The sequence below is a fragment of the Vibrio sp. 10N.247.311.12 genome (assembly GCF_041467515.1).
GTDB lineage: Bacteria > Pseudomonadota > Gammaproteobacteria > Enterobacterales > Vibrionaceae > Vibrio > Vibrio crassostreae_C.
This window is the reverse complement of record NZ_JBFSUV010000028.1, coordinates 1-20,842: the sequence shown is the minus strand read 5'-3', so window position 1 is coordinate 20,842 and position 20,842 is coordinate 1. Positions and strand designations below refer to the sequence as shown.

At 46.1% G+C, this 20,842-nt stretch carries 14 protein-coding genes, 1 pseudogene and 1 riboswitch; of the genes and pseudogenes, 8 read left to right on the top strand and 7 right to left on the bottom strand.

The window, feature by feature from the left end; genetic code table 11:
- Positions 1-11: 11 nt before the first annotated feature.
- From tcdA to AB6E30_RS13445, 3 genes are all read right to left on the bottom strand, one after another.
- On the bottom strand, positions 12-821 hold the full coding sequence (tcdA, locus tag AB6E30_RS13455; RefSeq protein WP_372103901.1) for a tRNA cyclic N6-threonylcarbamoyladenosine(37) synthase TcdA: 810 nt from the start codon (positions 819-821) through the stop codon (positions 12-14).
- A gap of 113 nt (positions 822-934) precedes the next feature.
- On the bottom strand, positions 935-2,047 hold the full coding sequence (mltA, locus tag AB6E30_RS13450; RefSeq protein WP_017059898.1) for a murein transglycosylase A: 1,113 nt from the start codon (positions 2,045-2,047) through the stop codon (positions 935-937).
- A gap of 81 nt (positions 2,048-2,128) precedes the next feature.
- On the bottom strand, positions 2,129-2,602 hold the full coding sequence (locus AB6E30_RS13445) for a DUF2850 domain-containing protein (RefSeq protein ID WP_372082521.1): 474 nt from the start codon (positions 2,600-2,602) through the stop codon (positions 2,129-2,131).
- Positions 2,603-2,763: 161 nt separating this feature from the next.
- On the opposite strand from AB6E30_RS13445, the gene argA reads away from it, so the two are divergent.
- Positions 2,764-4,101 carry an amino-acid N-acetyltransferase gene (argA, locus tag AB6E30_RS13440; RefSeq protein WP_017064194.1) on the top strand — a complete coding sequence of 446 codons (1,338 nt, stop codon included), beginning with the start codon at positions 2,764-2,766 and terminating at the stop codon, positions 4,099-4,101.
- A gap of 283 nt (positions 4,102-4,384) precedes the next feature.
- Positions 4,385-4,576, top strand: coding sequence for a hypothetical protein (locus AB6E30_RS13435; RefSeq protein ID WP_046224581.1), 192 nt, complete (start codon positions 4,385-4,387; stop codon positions 4,574-4,576).
- An 81-nt stretch (positions 4,577-4,657) separates the two neighbouring features.
- Here AB6E30_RS13435 and recD read toward each other — a convergent pair whose 3' ends face one another.
- From recD to AB6E30_RS13415, 4 genes are all read right to left on the bottom strand, one after another.
- Positions 4,658-6,868, bottom strand: coding sequence for an exodeoxyribonuclease V subunit alpha (recD, locus tag AB6E30_RS13430; RefSeq protein ID WP_017064195.1), 2,211 nt, complete (start codon positions 6,866-6,868; stop codon positions 4,658-4,660).
- A complete protein-coding gene (gene recB, locus AB6E30_RS13425) occupies positions 6,868-10,542 on the bottom strand; it encodes an exodeoxyribonuclease V subunit beta (protein WP_372103898.1) in 3,675 nt (1,224 codons plus the stop codon). Before recB ends, recD begins: the two co-directional genes overlap by 1 nt.
- 428 nt (positions 10,543-10,970) lie before the next feature.
- Complete coding sequence (gene recC, locus AB6E30_RS13420) at positions 10,971-14,447, bottom strand: exodeoxyribonuclease V subunit gamma (protein WP_372103895.1); 3,477 nt, start codon at positions 14,445-14,447, stop codon at positions 10,971-10,973.
- A gap of 127 nt (positions 14,448-14,574) precedes the next feature.
- Entirely contained in the window at positions 14,575-15,525 is a 951-nt protein-coding gene (locus AB6E30_RS13415; protein ID WP_170960774.1) for a TDT family transporter, read from the bottom strand.
- A gap of 208 nt (positions 15,526-15,733) precedes the next feature.
- On the opposite strand from AB6E30_RS13415, the gene AB6E30_RS13410 reads away from it, so the two are divergent.
- The 6 genes and pseudogenes from AB6E30_RS13410 (at position 15,734) to dapD (ending at position 20,780) form a co-directional block, all read left to right on the top strand.
- Positions 15,734-16,630: a LysR family transcriptional regulator gene (locus AB6E30_RS13410; protein ID WP_048657887.1), complete on the top strand. Its 897-nt coding sequence runs from the start codon at positions 15,734-15,736 to the stop codon at positions 16,628-16,630.
- 88 nt (positions 16,631-16,718) lie between these two features.
- Positions 16,719-17,012 (top strand): YebG family protein, encoded by a 294-nt coding sequence (locus AB6E30_RS13405; RefSeq protein WP_008223840.1) that lies wholly within the window; start codon positions 16,719-16,721, stop codon positions 17,010-17,012.
- 155 nt (positions 17,013-17,167) lie between these two features.
- Positions 17,168-17,252, top strand: a riboswitch (Fluoride riboswitch).
- Between the two features lie 193 nt (positions 17,253-17,445).
- Positions 17,446-18,138, top strand: a complete 693-nt coding sequence (locus tag AB6E30_RS13400) for an iron-sulfur cluster assembly scaffold protein (RefSeq protein WP_102432259.1) — start codon at positions 17,446-17,448, stop codon at positions 18,136-18,138.
- A 21-nt stretch (positions 18,139-18,159) separates the two neighbouring features.
- Positions 18,160-19,149 carry a GGGtGRT protein gene (locus AB6E30_RS13395; RefSeq protein WP_372103892.1) on the top strand — a complete coding sequence of 330 codons (990 nt, stop codon included), beginning with the start codon at positions 18,160-18,162 and terminating at the stop codon, positions 19,147-19,149.
- 197 nt (positions 19,150-19,346) lie between these two features.
- Positions 19,347-19,490, top strand: a pseudogene (locus tag AB6E30_RS13390) (MarC family protein); the annotation flags it as partial.
- Positions 19,491-19,748: 258 nt separating this feature from the next.
- Positions 19,749-20,780 (top strand): 2,3,4,5-tetrahydropyridine-2,6-dicarboxylate N-succinyltransferase, encoded by a 1,032-nt coding sequence (gene dapD / locus AB6E30_RS13385; RefSeq protein WP_017059885.1) that lies wholly within the window; start codon positions 19,749-19,751, stop codon positions 20,778-20,780.
- The last annotated feature ends 62 nt before the right edge of the window (positions 20,781-20,842 follow it).

Below are 20,842 nucleotides of genomic sequence, written 5' to 3'. Positions count from 1 at the left end.
AAAGTAACGAGTTACTTAGTATGCTTTTGAACGATCTTTTCTACGATACGTGAAACCGCCACAAAACCAAACGTAGCCGTTACAACTGTTGCCGCACCAAAACCCGTCGCACAATCCATACGTTTTGGACCTTCTGCTGTCGCTTTCGCAGCACATACACTGCCGTCAGCTTGAGGGTATTTCAGCTGTTCAGTTGAGAACACACAATCGATACCAAACTTACGTGCTGGATTCTTAGGGAAGTTATGATGACGACGAAGGGTATCTTTTAGCTTCTTCGCTAGCGGATCTTGAATCGTCTTAGTCAGATCAGCCACTTTGATTTGAGTGGGATCGATTTGACCACCCGCACCACCGGTGGTGATCACCTTAATTTTGTTGCTACGACAATATGCCAACAGTGAAGCCTTAGCTTTCATGCTATCAATCGCATCTAACACAAAGTCGAACTCTTTCGATAGGTATTCAGCCTGATTGTCTGGGCCGATGAAGTCGTCAACCAAGTTAACTTTACACTCAGGGTTAATCAGCTTAACGCGCTCTGCCATCACTTCAATTTTGCTTTTACCAACGGTACCCGACATTGCGTGGATCTGACGGTTGATGTTGGTCACACACACATCATCCATATCGATCAAAGTCAGCTCACCTAAACCAGTACGAGCAAGCGCTTCAACCGCCCATGAACCTACACCGCCAATACCGATCACACACACGTGTGCTGCTCTAAGTATGTCGACTTCACTATTGCCATATAGGCGACGGGTGCCACCAAATCGTTGGTCATAGTTTTCTGAAGCTAGAGTGGTCAATTCACGCATTGTTGCCGCCAATTTATTTCTGAGAAAAAGAAAAGAGTGCGTTTTATACGCACTCTTGAATAAAAAGTCTAGGGGATTAGCGATTCGCTTTCAATGCCCTATTTTATTGTAGCTTACTCAACCTTTTCAGGAGGCAAAGCCCAAGGCGCTTCAGTTGCGCTGCCATCTAAACCGAGCTTCCACACACGACCAAAATGCTTGTAATGGCCCGCTTCTGTACCCGCTCGAGGGCCCATGCCGTGGTAAAGGTCCAAATGGTTTTGCTTAACCGCGCCGCCCGTATCCAAAACCAATAGCAGTCTTAGTTGATGAGCGCCGCTCCAAGTACCATCAGCATTCAGTAGTGGAACCTCAGCAAGAATCGGTGTTCCCATAGGTAAGATAGAGCGATCGCCCGCTACCGCCGCCATCGGTAATAGAGGAATGCCCGCGCTGCCCATTACCGATAGGTCGTCTCTCGCTTCAAAGAAAACGAAAGAAGGGTTTTGCTCAAGCAGCTCTTTCACTACTTCAGGATCGTTTGCCAATACCCACTCTTTGATTGCTTTTAGCGACATTTTTTCGCGTGGAACTAAGCCTCGTTCAATCAGAACACGGCCAATGCTCACATAAGCTTTATTATTCTTACCCGCGTAGGCGAAATACTGCAGCGTGTCATCATCACCGAAGTGCACAAATCCACTGCCCTGCACTTCCATCATAAATGGGTCGATGCGGTTTGCTGAATAACCTAGCTCAAGGCCTTGACCTTCTAATGCGCCGTTGTAAATCTCTTCGCGTGTTGGACACTCTTTGCCACACTCAGGAAGCCCGTAAACAGGGTAACGGTATTCTTCATTCGCTTCGTGGCGCAGCTCCATCACAGGAGAAAAGTAGCCCGTGAACAAAACATTGCCTTGTTTATCACCACCACCTAGTTGAGCGGTTTGAACGCCAAAATTCGCTAGCTCGCTTGGATCTCCACTCAGCATCGCCCACTCATTGAGTTGTTGATAAAGCGGCTCATAGATTTTAGCCATCGAAGGGGATTTAGAAACCACCATCTCAGCTTGTTCTGCAAATGCGGTGTAGTCTCTTGGTTTATTGGATTCAACCTGATCGACCTTATTCAAGGTGCGAGGAAATTCGTCATCAAGGTGTTGCTGAGCAAGATCAGTGGGTTGAGCACAGCCAAATAACAAAGAGGCAGCGACAAGGGGAAGCCATTTTTTAATCACAAGAGTCATCCTAAAAATTCTATGCATCGAGGATGACAAAAACAGTCAGATAACACAATCTTAGATTGTAAGAGTTTACAAGAAGATAACCTATCGGACGGAGTTATCGATATGGCCCTTAAGGCGGAAGATGGGATTGTAGTGACTGTCAGAATCGAGCACCATTTCTGTATTGTCAGAATTGGTCATGCGGAAGCGATACGTTTTATCCCCCGCCTTATATTCAAAGTAGTTACCATCGAACTCAAAGTTAGTCGAAATAACAGAGCCACCGACTGAGACACCGTTGGCATTTAGTACAAATTCATCGGTCGCATAATGTGCAACATCTTGCTCTATCCAAGTGCCGTATATCAGATTGTCGGGCGTCGCCGCATTTTGCACTCGGGAAAGCACATCGCCGAACAAAGAAACCACCGCAAACGAACCCACTAAGGCTAGAACCATTAAACAGCGTTCAATGATCTTACGCTTCAACTTAGATTGATTGCGCTGATCAGCTTCGCTGTAGAGACCTTTGGTTATCTCATCGATTTTGTTCTTTGTTGCTGGAGCTTGTTGCATTCGGTGACTACTCATAAGGATGCTATGCGCATTCTACACTGAGACAGTTTATATATTGAAGCCTAGATAAGAATAGTTTGCGCTTTATTCCAAAAAGGTGTTGTTTACATTTGAATTTAAATGCTAAATTATCGAATAAATAAACAAAATGGACTTGTTCTGTGAAATTAAGAAGTACAGCGCTAGTAAAAGGTTTCAGACAATCAACCCCTTACGTAAATGCTCACCGTGGCAAAACCATGGTCATTATGCTGGGAGGCGAAGCCGTTGCCGACAGGAACTTTGGTAACATTATTAGTGATATAGCCTTGCTCCACAGCCTTGGAGTAAAGATTGTTCTCGTTCACGGGGCAAGACCGCAGATCAACCAATTGCTCGCCAAGCAAGATTGCCATACGCCTTATCACAAGAATATTAGGGTCACTGATGAATATTCTTTGGGCGTCGCTATGCAGGCTGCTGGACAGCTTCAACTTGCCATCACCGCACGCCTCTCAATGAGCTTAAACAACACGCCGATGGCAGGCACTCAACTCAATGTTATGAGTGGTAACTTCATTACGGCTCAACCGCTTGGCGTGGATGACGGTACGGATTATTGCCATAGCGGGCGTATTCGTCGAATCGATATCGAAGGGATCAATCGCACGCTTGACCAAGGTTCAATTGTACTGCTTGGCCCTATTGCCAGCTCCGTGACAGGCGAAAGCTTTAACCTACTTTCTGAAGAGGTCGCTACCCAAGTTGCTATTCGTCTAAAGGCCGACAAGCTGATTGGCTTCTGCTCCGAACAAGGGGTAACAGATGAACGCGGTAACGTGCTCGCCGAACTCTTCCCTAAAGATGCCAAGCAAATTCTAGAACGATTAACGGAATCTCAAAATCCTGCCGAAGACATGAGCACAGGAACACTGCGCTTCTTGAAAGGAGCGATCTCCGCTTGTCGAGCTGGTGTGCCTCGTTGTCATCTAATCAGCTACAAGGTAGATGGCGCATTAATCCAAGAGTTGTTCTCTTTTGACGGTATTGGAACCCAAGTGGTCATGGCTAGTGCCGAGCAAGTAAGACAAGCTCAGATCGACGATATTGGCGGCATCTTTGACCTTATTCGCCCTCTTGAAGAACAAGGCATCTTAGTGCGCCGCTCTCGAGAACAGCTAGAGCAAGAAATCCACCGATTTACCATTATTGAAAAAGACGGGCTGATTATCGGTTGCGCAGCGCTTTACGCATACCCGGAAGATCATATGGCGGAGATGGCGTGCGTGGCTATTCATCCTGATTATCGTGATGGCAACCGCGGGCAAATATTACTGGACTACATGCGTCATCAATCGAAGTCTCGTGATATCGACCAAATTTTCGTTTTAACCACACATAGCCTGCATTGGTTCCGTGAACAAGGGTTTTACGAGATCGGAGTTGATGAGCTACCGATGGAAAAACAGGGGCTGTACAACTATCAACGTAACTCAAAAATCTTAGCGTTAAATGTGTAAATAAAGTTTTGGACTAAAACCTCACTTCAAAGGAAAAATAATTGCAAATGTAATCGTTTTCTATATGAGATTTATTAACTATGCACTTTCACTCACACGTATAATTGTATAGAATTTAGACGCTTTAATAATCTTAACAAATGTTTTTATTGGAATTGCCATCTCGATAGTCATGTCGAACTCATTGAGGTGGTCACTGCACGGATTGCTATACCCGTTGACGGCCAGCACGCTAACATTAGCTCTGCTCGTTAATATAAACAGCAAAAAGAGCAATATTGATATGAGAACCATTGTTTGTAACTCGCTGCAAAGTTTTTGGGATATGGCTGATAACCAATTCTTAGAAGGGCTAGACGTACACTGCGTGTTCCCTGTTAGCGAGAATCTAAAAGAGTTTATTTTGAATTGCCAAGCAAAGTACAAGATAAACCACATATCGTTTACTCGAGCGTTTTTAGGCTCTGATTCCTAATAACGCTCAAAGCAACCAAGGATGGTTGCTTTGTGTTTGTCTAGCCCTAAGTTCAAAACCTTCTCTAGCCGTCCATAACGACTAATTCGTTAAGCGACTGCCTAAACCACTCACTCGCTCTGTTTTCACCTTAATCCCACGCTTCAACACATTTGTATCGCTGAACATCATCAGTCGTTTCTTCGCACGTGTAATACCTGTATAGATAAGCTCCCGCGTTAAAATAGGGCTGAAATCTGGCGGCAAGATCATTAAGGTCAGATCAAATTCACTACCCTGAGATTTGTGTATTGTCATTGCATAAGCCGTTTCATGATCGGGCACTCGGCTTGGTAGCACAGCTTTTACGCTGCCATCGGGCAACTCAAAATAGACCTTCAAACGAGGGGTTAAGTCAGGTTGACTAGAACCCGCCTCAAGCATACAGATACCAATATCACCATTGTACAAACCCAAGCCATGATCATTTCGCGTCACCATAACAGGACGTCCGTGATACCACAGCTCATCATTATGAGGGCTCACCAAACGCCTTGCGGCCAGTGCTCTTTCAATTCTGTGGTTGAGGCCTTTAACACCAAAATCCCCTTCACGAATGGAACACAACAGTCGGCATTGGCTGAACAAATCGAGTACCGATTTCGCTCTCGCTTCTTGAGTTTCTAACTCTTCCAACGGCACATTCATTCTATTGAGGTACGCACCATACTCGTTAACCAAAGTACGCAGCATCAGGTTATAGCTGTCACTCGACAGAGGGTGGTTTTCGATATCGCCAAAACCTTTGGCAAACACTTGGTCTACTTGATTCGCAGAACCATTATTGATTGCTTTTGCCAGTTGACCGATACCGGAGCGCGCATCGAAACGATAACTCTTCTGCAGCATACACAAGCTATCCGCAATCGCAGGCGGATTCACCGCTCCAGCTTTGTCTTGTCTTGGTTTAGCTATCGCATCAAAACCTGTCATCTCTGCAATCAAATTGCCTTGCGCTGTGCTGTACCCTGCAGAGTTGAATGAACAGATATCACCGAGCACAGCACCTGCCTCTACTGAAGCGAGTTGGTCTTTATCACCCAATAAGATGAGCCTTGCGTGCTCAGGAAGTGCATCCACCAGCTTATACATCATCGACAGATCAACCATTGAAGCTTCATCCACTACCAAGATATCAAGGTGGAGTGGATTGCGTCGGTTATGCCTAAACTCAGCACGGTTAGGAATCGCGCCGAGTAATCTGTGTAAGGTGCTCGATTCGGTCGGTATGTTGGCTTTCACTTCAGGCGCTAATGGCAGCTGTTCAATTGCTTTACCGATCGACTCGGTTAAACGCGCCGCCGCTTTACCCGTTGGTGCCACTAGCTTAATCGTTGGTGTTTTACCTTGGCTGAGAGATTGCTCGACCATCGCCGACAGTAATTTGGTTACCGTGGTTGTTTTACCAGTACCCGGCCCACCAGAAATCACCGCAAAGCGACGACTCAGCGCCACCGCTGCCGCGACTTTTTGCCAGTTCAAACATGCCGATAACGGCACCAAGTCGTCCAACACATCTAAGTCCGTCACCTGCTTAGCTTGTACAATCGCTTGGTCGATTGATCCCCAATCTAAAGCCTGCTCATTCACAATATCAAGATGGTCACACACCAATTGTTGGCGTAATACCTGAGACGTCTGCTGATTTGCTTCAGCCCTGGCTAAGGCGTTAAACAGAAAATGATAGCTACGTGCAAAAAGCAGATTGAGCGTTTCAGTCAGCGCTTTTTTCTGCTCAGTATTGAACTCTACCGGCTTACTTAAACGGTTTAAGGTCTCAGCCAACACAACTTCGTAGTTCCAATAACGCTGTAAATAGACACGCTGCCCATCGAACATTAGAGGCTTAACACAATCGTTGGTCGTTCCCACTAAGTTTGATGATTGAAGCACAGCCACCCAATCAATACCCAACAGTTTTTGGTTCAATTGCAGTGCAGTTTCACCGTATAACCCAAGTAACTGAGCAAGATCTGCCGCTAGTTCAGGGCCTGTCGTATGCTGCTGTATAAGCTGAGTACAAATGTGTCCTTTGCCTAATTCATGGCTCACTACCCCCGCGAGAAAGCCGATCTCTTGAGGGTAGCTCGTGGCTTGCTGAGCAAGAAAACGGGCAAATTGATAATCCAACTGACGAATAGAACCCTTATCCGCAAGAAACTGGAGTACATCCATCAGTTGCTCAGGAATAAGTGAAACTGGCTTTGCTGTGTTCGCAGTATCTATGCCGGTATTAGTGGTCGTTGTTGTCATTATAAAAGCCCCATCTGTCCAGTTTCATCGTCATTCAATTGTGCCGAACGTCTGTCTATCACTTTACCGTCAATCAATTGATCCATTTCATCAAGTAAAGCCAGTGTTGGTTTCGCCGAGAAAATACCTTGCTGAGATTGGCCGTCCATTCCTCGTAAGAACAAGTAGTACACGCCACCAAAATGTTGTTCGTAGCTGTAATTGGCAACGCGGCTGCGTAAGAAACGGTGCAACGCCAATGCATAGATTTGATATTGCAAATCATAGCGATGGTCGGCCATCGCCGATTTCAATGCCTCGCCATGGTAGACAGCAACATCATCTCCTAAGTGATTCGATTTCCAGTCGAGTACATAGTATTTACCTTGGTGCTCAAACACCAAATCGATGAAGCCTTTCAACATACCTTGCACGGTTTGGAAACCTAGATCGCCCGCTTTGGCTGACAATGGATCGTGATATTGAATGGTTTGATTCAGTTCAGATGCAGCCAATACTTCGATCGGCAGTAAGAATTCCATCTCAACTAAACGTTGCGTCGAGTCTTTCTCGCTTAGCTTTAAGTTCTTGCCGTCTAATGCGGTGTTCAGCACTGTATCGACCAGTTGCTGAAGCACAGGTAGCCACTCTAATTCATATTGCTCTGATTCTAATAAGTAAGTGATTACTTGCGTGTTATGTTCACTGGTTGCTGGCTCGGTAAATTCAACCTCCTCAAACAAGGTGTGTAAGAAAGTACCTGGGCGAGCACCACGAGGGAACGTAAAGATAGAGCGTTCAGGCTCAATCAACTCAGACTCATCCTGCTCATCAGCCGAGTCAATATCAAAACCAGACACCTCAATGGTCGCGTCATGGCTCGCGCCGTGACTGCCTTGCTTTACAAGCCCCGAGTAACTGGTGATACGCCAAGCTCGGTCGATTGAAGCCTTGAGTTCATTAGCATGTAAGTCGTCACTCACTTGCTCTGTTTGTACAAACACCTGTTCATGAGCGGTTGGTGTTTCGGCTAACAGCACACTTGAATTTTTGCCTTCAATTGCCGTTAGAGCTTGATGCAATTCGGCAATACCCTGCTCTTGTCCGTTTTGAACCAAGTAGCCCATCGCACTCAAATGCACGCCTGTCGGTTCTTTGGTTGAACGCCCTTTACGCAGTGGCGCTATACCAATAAAACAGCCATAAACCGCACGAGTCAGCGCTACATAAACCAGGCGCAAATCTTCCGCTAGTCGTTCTTTATCGGCTTGCGCTAAGGCACTGTCGCTGCCAGTAATATCGAGTACTGTGGTGTCTGAATCATGGTCGTAGAACTTACCTTCACTCGCTTCACGATAGCTTGCAACGAACGGCAAAAATACTAAGTCATATTCCAAGCCTTTCGATTTATGAATGGTAACGATTTGAACCAAGTTTCTTTCTGATTCAAGGTGTTGAATGTCGTCGTCACTGCCACCTAAACCATTTTTTGCATCTGATATCGCTTCTGCTAGCCAGCGCAGCAAACCATAATCACTATCGAGCTCTTGTCTTGCCTGTTGCAGCAATTCGCCAATGTGCATTAAATCGGTAAGTGAGCGCTCACCATTTTCTTCTTCCAATAAGCGTTCCGCGAGATGTCGTTTACTGATCACGCTACGCAGCATTGGCAACACACCACGCTGTAGCCACAATTTACGATACTCACGAAATTCGTTAACGACGTTTTCCCACACCACTTCATCGTTGTTGAGTTCGTCCAATGAAGCCGCATCCAGAGCAAACAACTCGGAGGCCAAGCTCGCACGTAATGCACGATCATTTTCTGGCGTCAGCACCGCTTGTAGCAAGCGTTGAATATCTTGCGCGACCAAGCTGGTAAACACACTGTCTCGGTTCGACAAATACACGCTCGCTATGCCTTGTTCCGACAACGCGTTCTTAATCAGGCGACCTTCACTGCCGGTTCGAACCAACACAGCAATATCACCCGCATTCACGGCCTGTTGTTTTTTGCCATTATCAAAATAGGCTTGTTGATTTTGAGAAGCGGTCAGAATGGTTTGAATTTGACTCGCTGTCGCCTCGGCCATGGCTTTATGATATTCGCCCTTTGGTAACGGCTTGTCTTCAGCCTCTTGCAGCCAAAAGGTGAGCGCGTGCTGAGTTTGACCATTCATCACCCATTGGCGCTTATCTGCCGATGGACTGGCGGCTACTGGCAAAAATGGAATGTCTTGGTCATAGATAAACGGGCTGTCCGAATTCATAAACACTTGGTTTACTGCACTGACCATATCGGCACTTGAGCGCCAGTTGGTGCCTAAAGTGTAGTGAGCTCTAACTTGGTTTCTCGCCTTGATATAGGTAAAGATATCTGCGCCACGAAAGCCATAAATAGCCTGCTTCGGGTCACCGATCATAAACAAGCCGCACTGCGGATTATCGAGATAGATTCGGCTAAAAATACTGTACTGCAGCGGATCGGTATCTTGGAATTCATCGATCATTGCTACCGGGTATAAGGTGCGAATTCTTTCCACCAGCAAGGACTGCTCATCGACATCAATCGACGCAGATAACTGAGTCAACAAATCATCGAATGACAACCACTGCTTCTGCTGTTTCGCCTTGGCTAGCATGGTTCGACAGTGAGTTATCGCATGTGCCAATAACGGCGCTTTCAAGTCAGCTGGGTGATTTAAGAAATCTTCAATCGCTTCGAAAACGGAATGCTTAGGCGCTGTGCCTTTAGGTGTTTTCTCAATTAACGTGGCTTGTGAGAACTTCTCTAATTTATCTGGGTATTGATAGTCATGGGTGTCGCTTTGCGCCCATGCCGTCACCGCCTCTAACCATGTCGGCAGAGACTTCTTGGTGTAGCTGCGCTTATTCACATCCGAGCCAGAGATCAAAGCCAAAAAGTCCGCTTCAGATTCACACCACAGCGCTTTAAGCTGCTTCACTTTGTCTAGGTTTTGGTTGTGCAGAGTTTGCAAATCACCCGACATCGCTTCTACGGTTAGCTTCAATGGAGAGCCAGTCAGATAACGATTTACGTCGGCTAATAATGCCGCCGGTGAGCCCCAAATATTACGAACCTCACTAGCCAACTGAATCGGTAGCGGGTAAAACTGCTTACGCCAATAGTCAGCTACCACTTGCGCTTTAAGATGGCTTTCATCTGTCACAAACTCATTATCAAAACGGCTGCCAGACTCAAAGGCATTTTGAGTCAACATACGCTGACAGAAGCCGTGAATGGTGTAGACCGCCGCTTCATCCATTTGCCTTTCCGCATTGAGCAGTGTTTTCGCTGCACCAGCGTGGTCTTCGATTTCTTTCAACAGAGGCGCAATCACTGGGTCATCACTTTGCCCGCGAGCAAACGCTATGCGTGCATCATGGATTCGAGCACGGATACGATCTCGCAGCTCTGCAGTTGCCGCTTCGGTAAAGGTCACCACCAGAATTTGGTCTACCGTCAGCGGCTCATGGTGTCGAGTGGCTTCAGTCAGATCACCTTGTGGAGCGGCCGTGCCGTGTCCGAGCAGTAAGCGCAAGTACAAGCCAGCAATAGTAAATGTCTTACCTGTACCCGCCGATGCTTCAATTAAACGCGCGCCATGAAGTGGAAACGTCATGGTATCGAGTGTTTTTGGAGCGATTACCTGAACACTGCTTGTGGTCGTCATGCCTTACTGCCTTTTGATAGATGAGTCTGTTAAAAATGTGACTATTGCTATAAATGTGACCTAGCGTGGAAAACGTCATTCAATTTACGTCCTACGCTGATTTGTTAATAGTTAGTGCGATCTCTCTCACGGATCAATTCGGATCGCCTCGCTACTATGCGCCCACGAGTTCAGGAGCACGTACGAGTTTTGTACTTTACGGCGTTACTTTGAACCACAGAATAATGGTCCCTCTGACCTGTGGCCGTACAGCGAACGCCCTACACTAATAATGATTTACTGGCGGCCACTTTATTTCCTGTACCTTGCTTCTATTCACCTTGATTCCCTTCATCTTGAAAGCAAGCGTACCAAACGCTTACCAGCGACTCTCTTTTGTCTTTCATTAATTCAGCGCACTCGCTATTGATCTTGTCGATCACAGCCACCTACTCCTGATCTTCCAGATCGGCAGTAGCCAACCTTGCCGCCTGTAGCACAAGCGTTGAATACATACGCGACTCAGTAGCCAATTCATCGTCCCATTTAGACCAGATTCGTGAGATGTAGGTATCTCTACCCTCGCCCGTGAAGGCGAAGCTGTCATTAAAGGTATCGGCCATTTTCTTGAGTGACTTTTCTTCATCATCGACCCACTTACCACGGCTAAAGCCCGCTTCAACACCAGCTAATGCCGTTTTCGGGAAGTATGGCAATGGTGCAGTCATACCTTGATAAAACAGTCGTACTAACTCAGCTAATATACTCTTCGCTTGCTGCGCATCGCCGATAGGTTGTAGCGTTTGGTGAACCACGCCCTCTTTTCTGTCATAGCCAATAATATGGGTCGTCTTTCCGTGTCCCATAACAGCGCAGGATAGATGATCAATCCACGCAGCCAAGTAATCTTGAGAGCGTATTTTGCCGCTACGGAAGCGCACTAGACCTGATTGATAGTTTTGAGTTAACCACCCCATCAAGCGAACAGGCTTACCTTCGCCTAACACGTCAAACTCGATATTCACTTCGAGATCTTGCTGCGGTGATCCGCTCACAAATCTAATCTCTTTGGCTAAGTCTTCCGCTTGAACACGATTGGTTTCAAATTCGATGTCACCAAAGGCGCCGACCGGTAATCGACCTTGGGCTTTTTGCTCAGAGACAAACAGTCGCACCGCTTCGTCTGCACCTTCTGGGTGGTCCAGCAACACTTGCAGCAGCGCATCTTTAAGCTGGAAGCTCTCTAGGCCATTGAGTACGAATGGCTCATCGTCTTCCATTACAGGAAGTGGCGGTTCAAACACCACTTTGAGACGGCGATTAAAGAAGTACTGCACTGGCAAACGCCAAAAACGCTGTAACTCAACCAGGTCCAATTCCAACGGGTACGTTGCCCCCAACAAATAGTCATCCAATGCACGATTGAATTCACCACTGCGCTCACCAGAACGATTTGCCGCAGGAAGCCATTCTTTGGCGTAGCTCAATACATGACTTGCATCACCTTGCGTAAAGGCTGCTGGGCTAAATGGTGTCATGGTGTGTTCAAAGCTGATTGCTTGAGTCAGTTTGATACCAGAATCATCACTTGGTAACGCTTGATCTGCACTTAGGCAGTAGTTCTGGTGGCAGTACTCAATCAACTCAGAAACCAATACCGACGGTACTCGCTCAGTATTATCTTGAATCGAGCGGCCGACATAACTGATGTATAAACACTCTTGCGCCGACAACATCGCTTCTAAGAATAGGTAACGGTCATCATCACGACGAGAACGATCTCCCGGACGAGTGCGTCCGTTCATCAAATCAAAACCTTCCGGCGGCATTGAGCGTGGGTAAACACCGTCATTCATGCCTAATAGACAAACAGTTTTGAACGGGATAGAACGCATCGGCATCAGGGTACAAAAGTTCACTTGCCCCGCTAAGAAACGCTGACTGATACGCGCACCCGACAGTTTATTGTTTAAGTACTGATAGATAATGCTTAGCGATAGTTCTTGTTCGTACAAGGCATCATCAAGCTGTTCATTCAGTTGAGAAAGTGCATCACGAATCGACTTAAGCACCACCTCGCCTTCTAGCTCAACGGCGAAGAAATCATCAATCATTTGCAGCAAGGTTTCACGCCACATATCGATGGATTGCGTCTCAGCAAGGCGTTGACGGTAATGGGCAATACGATCAATAAAGTGCGCTAACTTACCAGCAAGTTCGGCGTTAATGCCCTGAACTTCGTTATAAGCTGCAATTGGAGAGTGTCCAGTTTCAAACAAACCTGCGGAATCCGACATCGCATAACCCAGTAACATACGCTGGATACCAAATAGCCAAGTATTTTGCTCGGTGGCAGGCAAATCAAACTCTGTTGCCGTAGAAGAATCGACGCCCCAGCGGATACCCGCTTCTTCAACCCACTGCTTAGCTTGTTCAAATTGAAATTCATCAATACCGAAGCGTGCCATCATCGCTGGGATTTCTAATAGCTCTAGAAGTTCAGAAGCTAGACAACGCGTGTTCGGTAACGCGACCAACTGCATGAACGCGGTCAGAATTGGGCTCTCTTGGTCTGCAGTTCTATCAGAGATCGAGTAAGGGATATAACGCTCACCCGGAGCATTACCAAATACCGCCTGAATAGCAGGGCTGTAAGCATTGATGTCTGCCACCATCACAATGATATCGCGTGGTTTTAAGCTTGGATCAGCATCAAACATCGCTAACAACTGGTCATGGAGAACCTCCACCTCGCGCATTGGGCTGTGACAAGCGTGTACCGTCAACGAACGATCGCCCAGCTCAACCACTTGTTTGTGGTTGCTGGAGTCTAAGATGTGATCGTCTTGGTGCTCTTCTAACTCAAGAATATCGGCTTGCAGTTGATGCAGCAGGCTGTCTCTCTCGACATCAATAAAGAACTCATGCTCTTCGCTGTCTGATTGAGACAGCAAGAACAGGTTATCTCTGCCCAGTTTACCCATAGACGCCAGTAAGCTATTACCGACCGCTTGGCTGGTATGCAGTTCGTCTTCAATATTGGCTTCAATGCCATCTTTTAATGGTGAGACTTCGCCTTCTAGCTGAGGTAAACCATCAACCAAAGCAAACTGCTTACGACGCTGCGCTTCCACTCTTGCCAAGTATTTACGATCGCGAATATCGCCCCAATAATGTTGGCAAGGGTTGGTAAACATCAGGTGGACATCAATCTGCTCGCCAAGTGCTTTCAACGCGTCCATATAACGAGGAGGCAGCGACGAAATACCAAACACAAACAGACGTTTCGGCAGGTGTTGTAGTTGACCTTGTTGATTAGCTAACGCTTCAATGAAGTCATGATACAAATTACCACGGTGATATTTCGATTGGCCTTGAGAGAGCGTTTGCTCGTAGAGTGCCTTCCACAAAATTGGCTGCCAAGGGTGCTCTTGATGCCCTTCACTATCAATTAATTCTGCAACGGGTTCTCCCGCTTCCCACATCGCCATCCACTCAGGTCGGTATACCAAATAGCCATCGAAGATATCAGCAATTTTCTCAGCTAATTGATACAACTTAGAGTCATCTTCGTCGTTTTCAAGATAGCGCTGTAGGGGTAAGAAATCAGGGTGGTCAAGTTTCGCGGGTAACAAACTCATCAGCTTCCACGTCATCGCTTCTTTATTAAAAGCACTGCGTTTCGGTACATCAGGAAGCACTTGGGTAAACATATCCCAAATGAAGGTTGCTGGGAGAGGAAAATCGATATTTGCTGCTACACCAAACTCTTTGGCGAGTTCCATCTTAAGCCATTGAGACATACCAGGGCTCTGAACCAAGATCTGCTCTTTTTCGAAAGGATTGGCTAAAGGGTCACTTTTGATTAAGTGAACGAGAAGGATTTTTAAAGTATCAACTTTATTGGAATGATAAACAGTAAACAAAGTGCACTCACGCTAATCTTGCCACAATATAGTGCCAGATTAGCATAAGTGCTGAGTTTGGATGAGGAATATAAGCTTATGAAATACCGAAAGCTTAAGCTTCGTTTATCTTTTGAACTATTGCCTCTTACAATCTACCCGCTACCGCGCCTAAAACACGATGAGGTTTGTAGTTCATGTAGTAACGAACAGCGACATAACCCACAACCAACGTAGCCACAATCAATTCAAGATACGCTAGGCCAAACACTTGATTGATGTAATGCGCTTCAATACCTTGTGCTTGCATCCACGCAGCCAGTTTAAACAAGGCTGTTGCACCAATCACGATTGGGAAGGTAAACGCTGCATAACCAGGGCTAAATGGAAGACGAAGTAGTTTGAAAAACGCCATATAGATAATGAACGTCATCAACACTGCAATACCAAATAGTAAACCAATGATCACAGGTGAAGGGCTAGCAGTAACGGTTAAGTAACCCGCCAAAGATAGGCTTGCAGGTGCTGCCATAATCGCAATCGTTGGTTTTGCAGCATCTGGCACTTCGTGAGAGAAGATCAAACGGTAAACCATGATTGGTAGCATTACTGCGTAAACCAATAAGCCGAATACCAAAGTCGCGTTAGCTACTGGCTCTAAAACTGGATTACCAGAGAAAGAGACGTCAGCGACGATAATACCGATCGGGGGCACAAACCAGCTTGGCACCATGTGGTGAATCTCAAAGTTTTTAGCTCTGTGGTACAAAAAGCTCATTAGAAACACAACGTGCAAAGCCACAGAAGCTAACCACATAGCTTCTTGTAAGAATTGAGAGATTGGCGCCAAAGACGCTGACACCACCATGCACCCCATTGCAAATGTTGGTACCACACTGCCGACAACAGGGTGAGCAAGATCTTCACGAAGTAAATGACCGTGAATCAAAAATTTCACAGCTAAAACAAGAAGCAATACCGCTGCAATAGCTGCACTGATCCACTGGACTAAGCCTGGGGTGTGCAAAATACCTTGTGCGACTAAAACGCCATCCCAGCACCAGCCTAAGCTTGCGATTGCTAGTGCTAACCCTGCCATGGGTGTTGGAGCTCCTGTTAATCTATATTTAATACGTTGAATCATGTCAGCCTCTCTTAAACTTAATTCACTAAACTTGTGAACTCATCAGCTTGTTGAAGCCATAATACGCTTGCGCTTCGTTAAACAATATCCAATTATATATAACAAGTGTTCATCAATACTGAACAGAACCCGTTTTCACCAGCAGAGCAAAACTAGGAATCTGATGGCTAATATTTCAATTAAACAACTCAAAGTGTTTGTCACCATTACCCAGCATTCGACGCTTACCGCAGCATCAGAAGCGCTGTTTTTGTCTAAAGCTGCGGTCAGCATGGCACTAGGCGAAATGGAGAAACAACTCGGTCACTCTCTATTTGACCGGGTCAACAACCGATTAATTCTCAACCAAGAGGGACATAAGTTACTTCCTTTGGCTGATGAAATACTTCACCGAGCTGCGGGTATTGATGTTTTGTTCCGTGACGACCAGCCTTTAAGTGGCAATTTAAAGGTCGGCGCGAGTGACACGATTGGTAATCAGGTCGCACCGTTTATTTTGTCAGGTTTTCGTGAACGAACTCAGCACCAGGATCAAAGCTTGTTCATTTCAAACAGTGCACTGATCTGTCAAAAGTTGGTGGATTATGAACTTGATATCGCGCTAATTGAAGGAAAAACATTACACCCTGAACTCATTTCGAGTCAGTTTAGCAGCGATGAAATGTGTATTATTGTTAGTAATCAACATCCTCTCGTTTCAAAAGAAAAAGTAACTTTAAGCGATTTAGAAGGCAGCCATTGGATTCTACGTGAATCAGGCTCAGGGACTCGCGAGTTTTTCCTTCGTGCCGTCGCACCACGTATCGAACACTGGTATGAATCTTTTGAGCTCAACACCACAGAAGCAATCATCAACTCTGTTTCTGCCAATCTTGGATTCGCGTGTTTATCACGATTGGCGGCGCAACGAGCGATTGATTCAGGCCGGGTGAAAGCGCTCGATGTGCCACTGGACATGAAACGACGTTTCTGGATGCTGGTACATAAAGACAAATACCAGAGCCCGCTGCTGAAATCTTTCATGAGTTATTGTGAAGACTGGGCTACACATCAAGATTGAGGCCGCATAGTTGGGGCTCCAACTGGACTTTTAACATCAGAAACTGTATAAAAAGCCAGTAAAATTTATCAAACTTAGAGGATTAACCATGGCTGTTATCGTCAAGTACGTGGTGGAACGCAACGGAGAAGAGAAAATGACTTTTACCTCTAAAGCCGAAGCTGACGCATACGACAAAATGCTGGATATGGCTGATGAGCTTTTTGAACTGTTAGGCAAAAGCGATTTAGTTGAAGATGAAGGCAAGCAAGAAGAACTTGCAATGTACCTAGCGAAGAACAAAGAAGAAGTTCTTTACGCATTAGGTGCTAAGCGTAAGCCAGCTCCGAAAAAAGCTAAGAAGCTTGAAGCTGTTGAAGACGCAGAAGAAGATGCAGCATAACTAGCTGATCGCTTTCTAGAAAACGTCAATGACGCCTCTAATCAGAGTTCGTTATTGGCGTTTTTTTATACTTATCGAAATATAATGAAGCTTGTTTATAGTCGAAATTGCTCTAAACATTCGCTTGCATAAAAGTGTGATAAAGATCTAATCTATAGCCATCAGGTGATGGGGTTCCACCTAAGCTTTTGCTTCAACCGCCCGTTCTTTTCGAACTGTGCTAATGACTCCTACAGAATCGAAAACAGGTAATACTGTTGGATGTATCGCTATTCCTCCATTTTGAAATGGACTTAGTCTATTAAGACCAAGCTCCATGACGCCTTTGGATTATCGATACTCAAGATCTGTAGTGAATTAGCCGCACCTCTTCCAACACGTCCTGTTTCTCAACGCCCTAGGTCTTCAATGACTCTAATAGTGAGAAAACATTATGCACTACTCTTCAGAAATTCAATCAATGTGCCCTATTCAAAGGGGTGACCTTCACAATTCAGCTCCAATTCCAGTTGAAGGCGCAATGGTTAGCCCAAAAGATGTCATCGCTATTTCTGGCTTAAGCCACGGTGTTGGCACTTGTGCACCACAACAAGGTGCTGCAAAACTGACTCTTAACGTAAAAAACGGCATCATCGAAGAAGCACTAATCGAAACGATTGGTTGTTCAGGCATGACTCAATCAGCCGCGATGGCCGCTGAAATCCTCACCGGAAAAACTATCCTAGAAGCACTGAATACAGACTTAGTATGTGACGCTATTAACGTAGCCATGCGTGAAATCTTCCTGCAGTTTGTTTACGGTCGAACTCAATCAGCTTTCTCTGAAGGTGGTCTAGAAATTGGCGCTGCATTAGAAGACTTAGGTCAAACACAGCGCAGCCAAGTGGGTACCAGTTACTCAACCGCTGCAAAAGGCGTACGTTACCTAGAGCTTGCAGAAGGTTACGTAACTAAGCTTGCACTTGATGATCACAGCGAAGTGATTGGCTACGAATATCTCAACCTCGGCAAAATGATGAAGGCGATTAACCAAGGCGTGCCAGCGAATGAAGCGGCCGACCTTGCGACAGGGACCTATGGCCGCTTCGATGAAGCCGTGACCACTATTAACCCACGCCAACACTAATTGCCAATTTAGAGGAAAGATATGATGAACACTCAATTTAATGAATCAGTAACTCGCGTATTGGCAGAAATGAACTTCGACTCTTTGGAGCAAGCTGACCAATACTGTAAAGCCCACAACGTTGATCCAAAAGCGCTAGTGATGGATACCCAACCTATCGCTTTTGAAAGCGCTGCAGATGCTTATATCCTTGGCTCAGCACTGGCGTTATTTCGTAAAGCCACCAGCGCAGAACAAGCCGCTAATATTATTGGTGAAGGTCTTCAAGCATTCACCAAACCTGGCAGTGTTGCTGAACAACGCCAAGTTGGTATTGGACATGGCGCGCTAGCCGCTCGTCTTCTCAATGAAGAAAGTCACTGCTTCGCCTTCCTTGCGGGTCACGAATCTTTTGCTGCAGCAGAAGGTGCGATCAAAATCGCACTAAACGTCAACAAATCACGTCAAAACCCATTGAAAGTGATCTTAAATGGCCTAGGTAAAGATGCCGCTTATCTTATCTCACGCATCAACGGCTTCACTTACGTGCGCACTCAATACGATTACCAAACAGGTGAACTTGTTGAAACAGAACGTCGCCGTTTCTCACAAGGCCCTCGCGGCGACATCTTGTGTTACGGCGCTGATGATGTTCGTGAAGGTGTGGCTATCATGCACAGAGAAGAGGTGGATGTCAGTATTACGGGTAACTCAACCAACCCTACTCGCTTCCAACACCCAGTAGCGGGTATCTACAAAGCAGAACGCACTCGCCAAGGTTTGCCATACTTCTCAGTTGCTTCAGGCGGCGGTACAGGTCGAACATTGCACCCAGATAACGTAGCAGCAGGCCCAGCGTCTTACGGCATGACCGATACCATGGGCAGAATGCACGCTGATGCTCAGTTCGCAGGTAGCTCTTCAGTTCCTGCTCACGTGGCGATGATGGGCTTCATCGGCATGGGCAACAACCCAATGGTCGGATCGACGGTTGCATTGGCTGTGGCAGTGAGTGAATCTCAACACGCATAACGACAAAGTGAGTCCCACAATCTGCCTGTTATGTAGAGTCTGTTAGTTGAGAATCAAGCAATAACGGACGACTAAAACTCTACACCTATCACTAAAACCAAACAGCCAGCCTTATGCTGGCTGTTTTTTATTCACACTTGCTCTACTATCTATTTCTAATAATTATTTGTATCTAAGATTAAATACATTCTGCTGTCGTATTTGGCGAGCGCTTCGTTAAAGCCGTTGGACCAAGCGCACTGAACGTGATTACTCGAATGATGGGGTTGATACTCGCGGTAATCGGTATGCAGATGTTGATTGAAGGGATTGAGCAAGCTTATAAGGCACTGTTTATCTAAAGAGGGGATTCACAGGAGAATGTTGATTAACGCACCAATCAATTTGTGTTGATCTGCAGTGTTTTCTCATTGCAGAAAACTATCTCTCAAAAGACAAGCAATATCATTTTACAGACTTTATCCCGATACGCCCTTTCATAACGAGGGCGCTCTCTTTATGATGAACGCAATTAAATTAACTTTGCTAACGGCAGCGCTTGTTATTCGAGCCGTTGTTTTGGAATAGCAAAATCAAGACTCAACACATGGAGATTCAACATGGCTTATTTTTCACTAGCCTTCGGTACGGCAACCAAAAATCGCGACAATAAAATCATTGAAGCGTTCTTCCCTAACCCGCTTCTAAACCCAAGCGACGCTCTTGTAGCAGCTGTAGCTGAAGTGTCAGGTTACGCTGAAGGCAACCAAGCTATCGAAATCTCTGCTGCACAAAGCGCAGAACTGGCGAAAGCATTCGCAGCAAACGATGATGCAGCTAACGCATCTTTCGCAGAAAAAGCGGCAGCGTCTGAACAGCCACTTGTTCTTGTTGTTCTTGCTACTGACGAGAAGCCAGCATCAGTTGCTGAAGGCTTCCTAAAGCTACAACTTATCTCTAACCGCCTAGTACAACCACACGGTACGGTACTGGACGGCATCTTCGGTCTACTGCACAACATCGCATGGACAAACGAAGGCCCTATCGACCTACCTGAGCTGGCTGAGCGTCAAATCGAAGCTCGCCTTGCAGGTCGTGCTCTGTCTGTAGATTGCGTAGACAAGTTCCCTAAAATGGTGGACTACGTAGTACCAACAGGTATTCGTATTGCTGACACTTCTCGTGTTCGTCTTGGCGCACACGTAGGCGAAGGCACAACAGTAATGCACGAAGGTTTCATCAACTTCAATGCTGGTACAACTGGCGTGAGCATGGTTGAAGGTCGTATCTCTGCGGGTGTTGTTGTAGGTAACGGTTCAGACATCGGCGGCGGCGCTTCTATCATGGGTACTCTGTCTGGTGGCGGTACGATGGTTATCTCTATCGGCGAAAACTGCCTACTAGGCGCAAACGCTGGTCTTGGCTTCCCTATGGGCGACCGTTGTACGGTTGAGTCTGGTCTTTACGTGACTGCGGGTACTAAGGTTCGCATGTTAGATAAAGAAGGCAACGAAGTAGAGATCATTAAAGCTCGCGATCTAGCTGGCGTTTCTGATCTTCTGTTCCGTCGTAACTCAATCACTGGCCAAATTGAATGTCTTGCGAACAAGTCTGCTGTTGAGCTAAACAGCGAACTACACAGCAACAACTAATCTAAGCGCTAGATGCTAGATGCTAGATGCTAGATGCTAGATGCTAGATGCTAGATGCTAGA